Source organism: Alphaproteobacteria bacterium, assembly GCA_019746225.1.
GTDB lineage: Bacteria > Pseudomonadota > Alphaproteobacteria > Paracaedibacterales > VGCI01 > VGCI01.
This window is the reverse complement of sequence record JAIESE010000032.1, coordinates 1-12,749: the sequence shown is the minus strand read 5'-3', so window position 1 is coordinate 12,749 and position 12,749 is coordinate 1. Positions and strand designations below refer to the sequence as shown.

The following is a 12,749-nucleotide window of genomic DNA, read 5'->3' as shown; positions in this document are numbered from 1 at the left end:
TACTTTAAATTTTATGCAAATTTAAGTTATCAAATGTTTATTTGAAGAGAAGGAGTTGGAATATTTTGATTTTGCTGAAAGATACCTATTCAGGCGAAGTCTTAACATTATTTTCCCCCAAAACCAGCGTCTGATAAACTATGTCATAGTTTCCTGGAGAAAAGGTTTGATGGTCGTTTAAAGCGCTATTTAATTGTAAGTCCTTTTTTCTGGGGTATATTAAAGTAGAAGGTTGTGCCTGTTCCAAGTTCTGACTCTACCCAAATTTTACCACCGCTATCTTCGACGATTCTTTTGCAAATTGCCAACCCAATCCCCACACCTGGATAATCTTCTGATTTGTTTAGTTTCCCAAACAGTTTAAAGAGTCTCCCTTTAAATTCCATATCAAAGCCTATCCCATTGTCCTGAACAAAGAAGGTATATCCTGATCTATAGGGTTTGACCCCAATATGAATTTTAGATTGTTTTGTCCGTCTAAATTTGACGGAGTTAGAAATTAAGTTCAGGTATAGATGATAAAATTTGAAATGGTCACCGATAATAATTGGAAGTTTATCATAAGTGATGTTTACATTATATTCATCAATAGATGGCTTCAATTCCTCAATTATTCTTGCGACGAGTATCGCACAGTTAACGGGAGCCAGAATTGGATCTTCATTTGATATTTTAGCATAGGCAAGCGTCGTCTCGATCATCTTTTGCATGCGTTGAGAGCCATCCAGAATATAATGGAGATATTTTTTACCTTCTTCATCGATGGTATCTTTAAACCTTTCAGAAAACAATTTTGCAAAACTATAAACAATACGCGCTGGTTCTTGTAAATCGTGAGAACATATATGTGCAAAATCTTTGAGTTCTTCATTAGCATTTTTTAATTTATGGACCATTTTTTGTAATTTAGTCTTTGAATTAATAATTTCTGTTACATCTTGGAAGCTACATACTATATATTTTTCAGAATCCTCACCTTCAAAAGGCTTCTTGTGAACCATGTATATCTCTGTCGGATTCGTGGTAAAGAGAGTTGTTTTACAAGAAAAAGAGCCATTTAGTATTGCTTTATCATTTTCTTTAATAATGATATTGGCTACGCGATTCGGGTAAATTTCATGGGGGGTACGACCAAGTAATTCCGCTTCTGATTTTCCAGACTTTTCACAAAATGCTTTGTTCACAATCACATAACGATCATGGTCATCTACTACACATATCGGATGAGGGGATATGTCAATAACAGCTTTTAAAAATGAGATGGCTGCACGTTGACGGTCAGTAACGTCGAAGATGAGGATGAAAAAGCCTTTGGACTTCAAATTTTCCTTAATGTCAGGTAGAAGGACAATTTCTTCACAATGTATATCTTTTGAGGGGGATATGGTCTTGTTATTAAATTTTGCGATATGACCTGAGAGGACTTTATTGATATGGGGTTTAATAACGCCATAGACTTCGCCAGATGCATGCGATTTTATAGTTTGATGCAGAAGTTTATCAGAAGTAAGACCTATCCGTTTCTCATAGGATTTATTGCTAAAATGATATTTCAAATTGCAATCAACATAGGCAATGCAGATCGGCAAGGTGTCAAATATTTCTTGAAATTTTTGTTCATGAATCTGTGCCTCAAGTTGGAGTATCTTAATGCGTGTCACATTGGCAAAGGTAATAATAACGCCAGAAATGTTACCATCAGCTGTTATATAAGCACTACATTTTCTCAAGTACCAATCCTTTTCCTCTGTCTCAACTTCCAGCTCAATTGATTCACTTTCCAACAATATTTTCTTAGCATCATTCATCAAATTAGGGTCGACAAAGCGCATGGTAAGATCTTTGAGAGGACGACCCAAATCAGAGTCTCTTAAGTTAAACATTTTGACAGCTGCGGGTGTATAGCGTTTGAGACATAGTTTATGATCTAAAAATATTGTTGCTATATCTGTGCTTCTGAGTAAGTTGATTAAATCATTGTTGGTTTTTTCTTGCTCTTCTATCTTTTCTTGAAGCTGAGAATTTACCACGGTCAACTCTTCGTTGAGAGACTGCAGTTCTTCCTTTGAGGTTTCCATTTCTTCGTTTGTAGATTGAAACTCCTCATTTATAGATATAATTTCCTCGTTGTAGATCTTAAGCTCTTCGTTGGATTCCTTCAGATCTTCAATCGTATTTTGTAGGTATGCCCTCGCATCCTTCAACTCACATTCAAGAGTTTTGATCAAGAACTTACTCTTTAATCCCTTTTCATAAGTTGCGGGCGCCAGAGATATTTCCTTCTCCTTGAAAGTAATGATAAAGAGATTTTCACTTGGGGTTTTCTTAAGGATTGATGCTTTAAACTCGACCCAACATGGCTCATCTGTGTCTTCTACGTATGTGCTGTCTATCACGGAAGTTTTCTTACTTTGAAGAAGAGTTTGAACAGCTTTCTTTATTTTTCCTGCTAGACCACTGCGTGCCATCATCAGCAGATTTTGACTGGGAGAACCCTCAGGAATCTTGAGATATTGGTTAGTTGGTCCAAAGAAATACAAGACTTCATATTTAATATTAATAAGAACTGAAGCGGGTACATACTCATCAAGAAGCTGCTGTTTTGCCCGTTCAAAGAAGGTACGATGGGCTTGCGGCAAAAGAAATGGCCGGGGCGAACTTTGAGATGTGCTTAATCTATGGGAATTGCGGATGGTAGTAGTAATCCTTTCTCCCAAAGATGATGTAATACGTTTATAGATATGATGTTTTTTTGATATCAAATCAAATTGGGTATTTTCTCTACTCAGACTTTCTGAGCCTCCTAAGAATAAATATCCATTTTTTTCTAATGCAAAATGAAAGAGTTTTATGATTTCCTTCTGCATATCTAGTTCAAGATAGATAAAAAGATTACGGCACGAAACAAGATCAAGCTTAGAAAAAGGAATATCACTCAAAACATTATGTTGAATGAACAATACTTTTGACCGAATGTTGTTTTTAACAACATAAGACTTTCCTTCCTTATCAAAATAATGCGACAGACGTGTCTCAGACATAGCGCGCTGGATATTGCTGGAATAGGTTCCTTTGCGGGCCATCTCAAGAGCTTCCTCATCAATATCTGTCGCAAAAATTTGTATATCTCTATTGATATTTAGAAGGGAGCATCTTTCCATCAATAATATTGCCAGAGAATATGCTTCTTCACCGGTTGAGCATCCAGGGACCCATACTCGAAAAGGGAGATCTGAATCGACAATAAGGTTTGGACTTATCTCCTCTATGAGGGCCTCAAAACTATTAGGATTACGAAAGAAACTGCTCATTCGAATCATTAAGTCCTTACGCAGCTTTTTTGCTTCAGTAGGGTGATTTTGTAAAAACTGGTAGTATTCAAAGAAACATTTAAGGCCATTGGCTTCGACGCGTCTTTGAATACGTCTTTTGACACTTGGCTTTTTATAGGATGAAAAATCATCTTTCGTTTGGGCTCGGAGGAGATTTAAAATAAGAACGAGGTCGCTACTATCCTTATCGCTCACTCCATAATTATGACTTTCCATATCTATAGGATGGTTTGTACTAACTAAAGAGTTAGTACTATGTTTGATCAAAACATCGGTCATCTGCTCAATGGGTAGAATATAATCTGCCAACCCCATAGAGATCACATTTTGAGGCATGCTTCCGAATTCTGTGGTCGATGGGTCTAGCGTAATTACGATGCCTCCATTGTCATTTATGGACTCACAACCTATTCCTCCATCTGTGCCAGTGCCAGAGAGAATAACGCCAATTGCTCTGTGTTGTTGAGTTTTTGCCAAAGAACTAAAAAAAACATCAATTGTCGTTCTAACACCTTTTGTGTTTTTTGCTGGGTTAAGGTGCAATACGTCACCTGAGATTTTGAGAAGCTTGTTGGGGGGTAAGACGTATACCTGGTTTGGTTCTATGTGCATACTTTCCTTAATTTCGGTTACAGTCATCTGAGTACAGCGAGCCAAGATTAAAGAAGATAAACTTTCATAGTCGGGGGCAAGGTGCTGAAGCACGACAAATGCCATTCCTGTGTCAGTAGGCATTGATGAGAGAAGATCTTTAATGTTTTCGAGCCCACCTGCAGAGGCTCCAATTCCAACTACAATCGGTGGATTTTCAGAAAATTTCATTAGCGTACTTTTCCTTTATATTTTTAAGAGTATCGCTTCATCTAATTTCTTCAAGTAACTATATATGTACAGTGACATTGCTATCGATTTCAACACGACTCAAGTCATGATTCAATGAGTTGAGTCTTGGAAGAACTACTGCAAACGACCAATAATGAATGAGTGCTTGAATCTGACTTTTAAAGTGCTCAAGGTCGCCAGATTTACAAATGTAGCCACTCGCATGCTTTCGGTATACTTCAATCATTTCCTCGCATTTTAGGCTGTTTGTGATAACGATTACAGGAATGTCCTGAATTCTTGAATCTCGTTTTATCTCTTTAAGCAACATTTGGCCGTTCATTTTTGGGATATTAAGATCAAGGATGATAATATCAGCTCTTACGAAAAGGGGGGTATGCTGTTCACTGCGCAAGAGTTCTAAGGCTTGTTGGCCATCATGTACGGCAAAAATATTGCTTGGGTTGGAAGACTCTTGTATAAACTTCCTAATGATGAATTCATCACCTGGATTATCTTCAACCAGTAGAATATTTATTTCTTTATGGTTCGATAACGAAATGGTGCCCGAATCCAAAAATTTTGCGGTTAAGTGTGCATTATAATTAAAATCCTGGAAGAAGAAATCGAGAGAGACTTTAAATATCTGGCTCAGTTTATAGAGAGTTTCCACAGGTGTCCTATTAATACCCCGTTCATAATTTTCAACCTGAGGAATAGAAATTTCTAATTTTTGTGCCAGGTCAGAGAGCGTCATAGCCGCTCTTTTCCGACGATCCTTTATCTGTTTGCCAATATGTTCATTCAGTGGCTTGAAATTCTTCACATGGCGCCCTTTCCATGACATATGTTGATTATTTTCTGGATTTTAGAATGTACACCAGACCTCCTACCCTTTTGCGCTTGATGTCAATATATACCTAATTCCCAGCAATGCAATACTTTATCTAGTGTGTATAAGGGTTCAGAAGTTACAAGATTCACAGATGCTGTTAATAACCAATGAGTTTAGTCTTAGCCCATACGAAGCTCATTTTTGCATATGAACCCTCATAATTCTACGGAGTATCAAGTTTAACTTCGCAACCTTCGTTGTGATTTATATTGTTCTCCTTTAGGAATTTTTTGATCTCTTTTTCAGAGCGGATCTTATCATAACCGTACTTTGTTTGCAGCACTCCATGAATTTCTTGGAAAGAGCCCTCTATTTGAAGAAGGTCATCATCCGTTATTTTCCCCCACCTTTTTTTTATTTTCCCTTTTATTTCTTCCCAGCGACCTTGGATAATATCCACATTAACGACAGGGAATGTTGAGTCATTTTTATCCCTATTCTCTGTTCTTAGTAGAGGTGCGGCTTGAGGGGTTGTTGTCCCCAGGAGTGCGTTGGATGCCATAAAGGTTAACATCAAAGCACAGGATGTTGTTTTAATATTTTTCATTGTTGTTGGTCCCTTTTTATAAACGCCCCGTTATAAGCAAAATAATAATTATTATCAGCAGAATTCCGCCCCCACCACTGGGATAATATCCCCATGTTTGAGCATGTGGCCACGTTGGCAAAGCACCAATTATGACCAAGATGAGCACGATTAATAATACAGCTCTCATTATCTAGTCCTTTGAAATCATGTTGTTTTTCTCTAAAAATTCCAGCATTTAACTTTATTTTTGATCTTTTTCATAACCGTGTCTTTGTTGAATTATACCTGAAAGTTTTTCAACAGAACCCTTCATTTGGGGCACATCGTCCTATGAAATATTTCCCCATTGATGCTTCACCTTACCCTTATATTTCATGCCAATAGCATTTGACGAGATCTTGGTTCATATTTACTCCAAACACTCTTAATTTAGTAAATCATTAAAATGTAAGCTAATATATCAGCATATAGCTGAACAAAAATGTTAAAAGTATATTTATGATTGCATTTTAAAGTTTTGCAATATAACCAATATAATAGTTTGATAATTATGAATATTTTTATTTTTCATAGATGTATGTAATATTTTGAGGTTGACTTTAGGGGGCAGGAAGAGCTCCTTATGATGTATTCCCCGTGATTGGAAGTTGATCACGGGGAGACCAAACAGACTCTGTTTTTTGTAAAAAAAGGATTATTATTATCATGAAATTTACAAGTTTTAGAAATCAGCTGCCTATGAACAATACTGAAGCTCAATAAAACTGTGTAGAGCTTTTGCGAGCCGAAAAAATATTTAGAATACCCATCTGGGATAATGAACGAAGCAGTTCACAAAGGTGTTTTTATTGAGATTAATATGGGGATTCTGCCCACTCATTCCCAAACCGTTCCAACAATGTTTTGGAATCGGACGTTTGCACGTTTATCTTCCTTAACCGTCATAACAAAGTGTAAATTTAAAAGCCCTGGCTCATCATAATGTTTATGAGCCTGGTGCAATTTCAAAATTAATACAAGTTTTATTAGACTTGCATCAGGCTCACAAAAACAACTTGAAGTCATCGCTCTCATCAACTTCTTACTAAAAGTTTGAGAACACCTTTGTTATTCTTAAAGGCCTGTCCGCAAAGTCTCTCATCGGAATAATTTATCTCAAGAAATACAGGCAAATTATTTAAGATGTGTTAGTTCCATTTACAAGTTAACCTATAATTGAAAATAGTTTGAATGCTTTGTTGCTGGGGGTATTAATACAGAGGGTATAGAGCCGTCTAATAATTAAATTGCAGAAATTATTTTATTCTGTTGGCTAGAATGGCTCCCCGGGACGGACTCGAACCGCCGACCCAGTGGTTAACAGCCACTTGCTCTACCAACTGAGCTACCGGGGAACACCTTCTTTTGGTAGCATACCCTGTTCCCCTTGACAAAGGTTTTTTTGAGAATGGCAGTTGTCATTTCTCACATTTTTTAAATAAGATGCTTAAATTGCTAAGGAAACTTAAGCTCAGGGCCAAAACGTTGGAGAAACCGCTACCTGGTTTTCCACTATAATTTTTTCATCTTAATGCTTCTTTTAAAAAGAATATGATATACTCTTGTTAAATGACTCGGAATCTCTAGAGGTTAATATAATGCTAGATTTACAACACCTTCTGTCCTCTCTTGATATTCAAGCGGATTGGGTAGGTTTACGACTTGTTAAAGAACATATGACGGTCCGGTTTGCGCGCAACGGAAATCTTGATCCCTTATCAATAAGCCACGATGTTGGCATGATGGTTGAAGTGTTGATTCAAGGACAGTTTGCCTATGCGGGGACTAGTGACCTTTCTCTAGACGGGGTGAAAAAGGCCGCAAGACGAGCTGTTGAACAAGCTAAAAGGCTTGCCAAGTATCAACTATTTCCCTTTGATCCTTCCCTACGGCCCCCGTCGACAGGTAGTTATAAAAGCCCAACTCAATCTTCTGCAAAGGTCTCAAAAAGCCCTCTAAATGAGTTGGCTGTTGAGATTTCTTGCCTGTTAAAGATGAATGACAAGATCATTAATACAGAAGCGATGTTTATGTCGATTGAAGAAGATATGTCGTTTGTCAGTTCAAACGGGGCAAATTTTACTCAAACCTTTCAAAAGCGCGGCGTTCAACTGCTTGCCACAGCTCAAGAGGGAAACATTATCCAAACGAGAACGAATGGCTTTCGGGTAGCCCAAGCAGGAGATGAGTTTTTTGAGGAAGCTCTATTAAAAGAACAAGCGACCCGCATTGCGGCGGAAGCTATTGAATTATCTCACTGTGATGTGTGTCCGACGGGCGTCTATGACCTGCTTCTGATGCCGGATCAATTGTATCTACAAATTCATGAATCCATCGGCCACCCTTTGGAATTAGATCGTATCCTTGGGGATGAGCGCAATTATGCAGGGTGGAGTTTTATCAAACCCCAAGATTTTGGGACGCTGCAGTATGGTTCAGATCTTCTCAATGTGACCTTCGACCCTGGGGTGCCTCACGAATTGGCCAGCTATCAATATGATGACAATGGGGCTCCAGCGACACGTCAGTACCTTATTAAGGAAGGGCAGTTGTTGAGAGGAATTGGGGGGCTAGAAAGTCAGCGCAGATCAAAGCTTCCTGGCGTTTCTTCAGCCAAGGGGTATTCGTGGAATCGCACGCCCATCGATCGCATTGCCAATATCAACATTGAACCAGGATCCTCAAGTCTTGACGAGATGATTGCCGCGACCGAGCGGGGCGTGTTGATGAAAACCAATAAATCCTGGTCGATTGATGATTATCGAAACAAATTTCAATTTGGTTGTGAGTATGGTCAAGTGATCGAGAATGGCAAGCTCACTAAAACTGTTCGAAATCCGAATTATAGGGGCATTACAACCCCCTTTTGGAAAGGGTTGAAAATGGTGGGCGATCATGCGGATTATGAAATTCATGGTAGTATGTACTGCGGGAAGGGGGAGCCCAACCAATTGATGCGCGTAGGGCACGCAACCCCTCCCTGTTTATTCACAGATGTAGAAGTATTTGGGGGAGGCGCGTGATGATTCAAGACCCTTGGAACACCGTTTCCACTAAGCTCCTGCAAGAAATAAAAGAGGGCGAGTCATTGGCGCTTTCCCTGTCTGCGGAGGATTCCTTTTTTGTGCGCATGACTCAAGCCAAAGTGCGTCAGAGCCTGGAAGTTCAGCAAGGATTTGTGGAGCTTAGTTATTTCAAAAATAAAAGAAATGTGAAGATGAACGTTCCTTTTACTTTCCAGCCGGAAACAGATCTTATGGTTTGTCGAGAGGCCCTTCAGCGGTGTCGACTTGAGGTTGAGCATCTTCCGGAAGATCCCTTCCTTCAATTGCCAACGGAAAAGGGTCAATTCTTTCAAGAATCCAGCCAAAAGGTGGATCGATATTCTTTGGTGAATGCCGCTTTGGAAAAAGTTCAAGGGACGGACTTTGTGGGGATATTGGCTGCCGGTGAGAGTGTTCGGGCAAATTCAAACTCGAAGGGGTTGAATCAATGGTTTATGACCTCAACGTTTTCCTTGGATTTTTCCTTTTATACGCAAAATCAGCAGGCGGTGAAAGGTCTCTATGGGGGCCGACAATGGCAGGATAACGTGTTTGATGCGCTGATTCAAAAAAAACTATATCAACTAGAGCAATTGAGTCATCCATTGAGAACTTTAGAGCGAAAAAAGTATCGCACCTATTTTAGTCCATCGGCGGTTGCCACGCTTCTCGAGGCGATTTCGGGCATGGGGGTTGCGAGTCGTGACGCCTATCAAAATGGTCAATGTGCTTTAAAGAAGCTCGTGGATGGACAAAGTGCTCTCTCTCCTTATTTTACCCTTCGTGAAAATTTTACGGGCGGCGAAATTCCGCCTTTCAATCAACGAGGCGAAATCGCTCCTGAGATCTTGTCCATTGTGGAGGGAGGCCAATTTCGGAATCTGCTCTGTTCGTCGCGGTCTGCTACAGAATATGGTTTAGAGTCCAACTTTGCTGCTTCCGGCGAAAGTTTGCGCAGCCCAGAAATTTTACCCGGCCATCTTGCTTCTGATAAAGAATTGGAGGCCTTGGATACGGGTCTGTATGTTTCCGATTTACATTATTTGAATTGGAGTGATATCCAGCAGGGGAGTCTGACCGGAATGACCCGTTTTGGGTGTTTTTGGGTGGAAGGTGGTAAGATCGTGGCACCGGTCAAGGATTTGCGGTTTGACGAATCCTTGTATCACTTTTGGGGTCCAGGATTGGTCGGATTTACAAACAAAGCAGAAAATTCCCCAAAAACGGGAACTTATTATGAGCGGGAGCTCGGCATCCTTAAGGCCCCCGGCATGCTGGTAAATGACTTCACATTTGTGTTGTAGGGGATTTAAATACTGTTCAATGTCCCTTTCAAGCGGCGAGGATTTGTTTGCTCTTTAAGAGGGCTTGTAATTCCCCATTTTGGTACATTTCTTTCACAATATCACAACCACCAACAAACTCACCCATGATATACAATTGTGGAATGGTTGGCCAGTTGCTGAATTTTTTAATGCCGTTGCGGATATTGGGGTCATTCAACACATTGACGATTTTGAAAGGTACCTCAAGCTCTGTGAGGAGTTGTACGACAATGGAAGAAAAGCCACATTGCGGCATTTCTGCGGTGCCCTTCATATAGAGAACAACAGAGTTTTCAGTAATATAGGCTTGGATTAGATCGAGGGTGGCTTGATCGGCCATGATTTAGGACTCACTTTCTACAATAGTTAGGGACGGTGTTACAGGGGGTACAGATGTTTTTATAGATAAGGCGTGAAGCTGTTCTCCAACGCGCCCTCCCAATGCTTCATAAACCATTTGGTGTTGTTGTATGCGACTTTTGGAGGCAAATGCTGGTGAGATCACGTGGACGGCATAGTGGTCCCCATCCCCCGCTAAATCCTCGATCGTTAATGTGGCATCGGGAATCGCAGCTTGTATGAATTTCTTGATTTCAGAGGCTGTTATGGCCATGGGGTTTTTTTCTCTGCTTAAGACTCTTTTTCTTAAGGGGCTTCTTTTGAACAAAAATATCTTGAGATGGGCCAGGTTGATTGTTTTCTGGGGCTTCTAAGCTGAGGACACCGAAACGACGGGCAACTTCTTGGTAAATGCCTTCTGCATGAGCAGGGTTATCTTCAATACCTTGACGATCTAGGCGCATACCGGTGGTCAGGTCTAGAATGTTACAGGTATCAGGACATAAGTCGTCCGTAATCATAATTTGTGAATCCATCTGGTCTGTGCCATAGAAGCGACCAAAATCAAGGGTGAAGCTGATTAGACGCATGTTGAGGGCTAAAAATTGACCACTCATAAAGTCATTTATTCTCTGTGAAGTGAGGATAATATCGTCAATTTCTTCAAAGCGACTCCAGCCCAGTGCTGTTAAATGTTCGGCTGCAACCACTGGATTGTCCAGCTCTTCAGAACGCAAGGAAAACTCGAGGATAGGTTTTGAAAAGGGCATCCCTTCTTCTAAACCAAGGCGTCTTGCAAAGGCTCCTGAGGCAACGTTATGAAGGGTTACAACAAACGGCATGGACTCCGTCGTATGCACCAACTGTTCACGCATATTGAGAGTGCGAATGTAGTGCGTATCAATACCCAATTCATTCAAGCGTGACATTAAGAGTTCAGAAATACGATTGTTGAGAATGCCTTTGCCATTGACGGTGACGACCTGATTTGTAATAGCAACCTCGTCTTTAAAGTACAAAACGTGTGTCTCGGGCTCCGGTCCGTCATAAATAGTCTTCCCCACACCATCAATTAATTGACGGCGGCGGGGTTGTGTGAACTCATTCAGTAAACGATTACGGGAAATAGTGATCATAAAATCAACCTACAACGTTAAGTGTGGACTATGTATATCAGATTTTGTCAAGAAAAACAATAAATGGTTCATCTTTTCCCGATTAAAGGGGCAATTTCTCATAGGTAGCAAGGGTGAGAAGCAAGGGGTTCCTAGGGTTCCGAGACTCCAAATTATCTTTCAAAACGACTTGTAAAAGCATATAAAATATGATTTGCTGGAATATAGATGCAAATTTAAATTAATTTTTTGTAAAATTTTTTTAAAATCATAAAAAATATGTGGAGTCTGCCTTCGATTGCGGATTGGGGGCAAAATTTAAAGTGGAGTATTGGCAGATGCGTCTAAAGGCCCTTGTGTTTTTGACTATATGTTTAATTCCGACTTATACGAATGCTGCCGTTGAAGCTGGGAGTAGCTTTATCGGAAAGTCGGATTCAGTTAAAAAGGAATCTACCAACAAATATTTTGATCTTTATGGGAATGTCGGATTCTTTACAAATTACTCCTATCGTGGGATATCAGAGTCCTTAAACACAGGGGTGATTCAAGGCGAATTGAAGATCAGCCAAGAAAGAGATGAAGGTTTTTATGCGGGGCTATGGGGGTCAAACATTGATGCAGCGACCGCACCCAATGGATCGAGCTTGGAATTAAGCCCATATGTTGGGTATGCGCATCAATTTAATAAAGATTTATCAGTGAACTTTAGGGTTCAAGGTCTCTACTATCCTGGATGTTATGCGAGCAATGAGCACAGAGATACATTTAATATGTTGGAATTTGTTCCCGCATTTGCCTACAAATGGTTTTCGATGTTTGTGGCAGTACAACCAACAAACGTTACCGGTTTGACCCCATTCTTGGCGAATGATATAGCGGAAAGAGATCCCACTCGGGGAAGAGAAAACCCCCCGAATACAAAATGGTCATATTACACTGAGGCAAGTTTGACCATTCCGGTTCCCTGTACGGAGGAGCGACTAAAATTCAAATTAACAGCTGGATATTGGAAGATCCGAAACTATAGTTTCCTTTCTTATGCACGATATATGGCGGGTGTGACTTACCTTACGCCAAAAAGTTTTGGGGAACTCCTTCTTTCAGCCAATGCTGAAACAACCTCAGCAAAGGACCTCTTTTGGACAAACACGAACGAAGCTGGAAAACAGTTTCGTTTGGGTAAGAACAAGTTTTGGGTTGGGATTGCAAAAGAATTTTAGCCACTTTAGGGCGTTATAAGATGCTTATTTTCCGCATATGACCACTCTATCCAGGGGAAAACGGCTTCTAGGTCTGCCGTCTCAAC

Annotated in this window: 10 protein-coding genes and 1 tRNA gene; 3 read left to right on the top strand and 8 right to left on the bottom strand. The window is 40.1% G+C overall.

The features are described 5' to 3' along the window. Positions 1-185: 185 nt before the first annotated feature. The 5 genes from K2Y18_05600 to K2Y18_05580 all read right to left on the bottom strand — a co-directional run bounded on the left by K2Y18_05600 (position 186) and on the right by K2Y18_05580 (position 6,972). Positions 186-4,154, bottom strand: coding sequence for a PAS domain-containing protein (locus tag K2Y18_05600; GenBank protein ID MBX9805209.1), 3,969 nt, complete (start codon positions 4,152-4,154; stop codon positions 186-188). 58 nt (positions 4,155-4,212) lie between these two features. Next, complete coding sequence (locus K2Y18_05595; protein MBX9805208.1) at positions 4,213-4,980, bottom strand: response regulator; 768 nt, start codon at positions 4,978-4,980, stop codon at positions 4,213-4,215. A 232-nt stretch (positions 4,981-5,212) separates the two neighbouring features. Further along, complete coding sequence (locus tag K2Y18_05590; protein ID MBX9805207.1) at positions 5,213-5,551, bottom strand: CsbD family protein; 339 nt, start codon at positions 5,549-5,551, stop codon at positions 5,213-5,215. A 61-nt stretch (positions 5,552-5,612) separates the two neighbouring features. Then, positions 5,613-5,765, bottom strand: a complete 153-nt coding sequence (locus K2Y18_05585) for a DUF3309 domain-containing protein (GenBank protein MBX9805206.1) — start codon at positions 5,763-5,765, stop codon at positions 5,613-5,615. Between the two features lie 1,131 nt (positions 5,766-6,896). Beyond that, positions 6,897-6,972, bottom strand: a tRNA-Asn gene (locus tag K2Y18_05580). Positions 6,973-7,215: 243 nt separating this feature from the next. Between K2Y18_05580 and K2Y18_05575 the strand changes: the two genes are divergently transcribed. Both K2Y18_05575 and K2Y18_05570 read left to right on the top strand, forming a co-directional pair. Next, a complete protein-coding gene (locus K2Y18_05575; GenBank protein MBX9805205.1) occupies positions 7,216-8,640 on the top strand; it encodes a TldD/PmbA family protein in 1,425 nt (474 codons plus the stop codon). Then, on the top strand, positions 8,640-9,965 hold the full coding sequence (locus tag K2Y18_05570; GenBank protein MBX9805204.1) for a TldD/PmbA family protein: 1,326 nt from the start codon (positions 8,640-8,642) through the stop codon (positions 9,963-9,965). Before K2Y18_05575 ends, K2Y18_05570 begins: the two co-directional genes overlap by 1 nt. 28 nt (positions 9,966-9,993) lie before the next feature. On the opposite strand, the gene grxD is transcribed toward K2Y18_05570, so the two are convergent. Genes grxD through K2Y18_05555 form a run of 3 tightly spaced genes read right to left on the bottom strand, consistent with a single transcriptional unit; the run spans position 9,994 to position 11,461 of the window. Continuing rightward, on the bottom strand, positions 9,994-10,326 hold the full coding sequence (grxD, locus tag K2Y18_05565; GenBank protein MBX9805203.1) for a Grx4 family monothiol glutaredoxin: 333 nt from the start codon (positions 10,324-10,326) through the stop codon (positions 9,994-9,996). 3 nt (positions 10,327-10,329) lie between these two features. After that, the gene (locus K2Y18_05560) at positions 10,330-10,599 is read right to left on the bottom strand and encodes a BolA family transcriptional regulator (protein ID MBX9805202.1); all 270 of its coding nucleotides are present in this window, start codon (positions 10,597-10,599) and stop codon (positions 10,330-10,332) included. Then, positions 10,580-11,461 (bottom strand): phosphoribosylaminoimidazolesuccinocarboxamide synthase, encoded by an 882-nt coding sequence (locus K2Y18_05555; GenBank protein MBX9805201.1) that lies wholly within the window; start codon positions 11,459-11,461, stop codon positions 10,580-10,582. Before K2Y18_05555 ends, K2Y18_05560 begins: the two co-directional genes overlap by 20 nt. Positions 11,462-11,778: 317 nt before the next feature. On the opposite strand from K2Y18_05555, the gene K2Y18_05550 reads away from it, so the two are divergent. Next, positions 11,779-12,663 (top strand): TorF family putative porin, encoded by an 885-nt coding sequence (locus tag K2Y18_05550; GenBank protein ID MBX9805200.1) that lies wholly within the window; start codon positions 11,779-11,781, stop codon positions 12,661-12,663. Positions 12,664-12,749 lie beyond the last annotated feature (86 nt).

What these genes read in the sequence shown, in the direction of transcription:
- K2Y18_05600 (MBX9805209.1), bottom strand. Translation starts at nt 4,154, where the DNA reads ATGAAATTTTCTGAAAATCCACCGATTGTAGTTGGAATTGGAGCCTCT.
- grxD (MBX9805203.1), bottom strand. Translation starts at nt 10,326, where the DNA reads ATGGCCGATCAAGCCACCCTCGATCTAATCCAAGCCTATATTACTGAA.
- K2Y18_05575 (MBX9805205.1), top strand. Translation starts at nt 7,216, where the DNA reads ATGCTAGATTTACAACACCTTCTGTCCTCTCTTGATATTCAAGCGGAT.
- K2Y18_05585 (MBX9805206.1), bottom strand. Translation starts at nt 5,765, where the DNA reads ATGAGAGCTGTATTATTAATCGTGCTCATCTTGGTCATAATTGGTGCT.
- K2Y18_05560 (MBX9805202.1), bottom strand. Translation starts at nt 10,599, where the DNA reads ATGGCCATAACAGCCTCTGAAATCAAGAAATTCATACAAGCTGCGATT.
- K2Y18_05590 (MBX9805207.1), bottom strand. Translation starts at nt 5,551, where the DNA reads ATGGCATCCAACGCACTCCTGGGGACAACAACCCCTCAAGCCGCACCT.
- K2Y18_05570 (MBX9805204.1), top strand. Translation starts at nt 8,640, where the DNA reads ATGATTCAAGACCCTTGGAACACCGTTTCCACTAAGCTCCTGCAAGAA.
- K2Y18_05550 (MBX9805200.1), top strand. Translation starts at nt 11,779, where the DNA reads ATGCGTCTAAAGGCCCTTGTGTTTTTGACTATATGTTTAATTCCGACT.
- K2Y18_05555 (MBX9805201.1), bottom strand. Translation starts at nt 11,461, where the DNA reads ATGATCACTATTTCCCGTAATCGTTTACTGAATGAGTTCACACAACCC.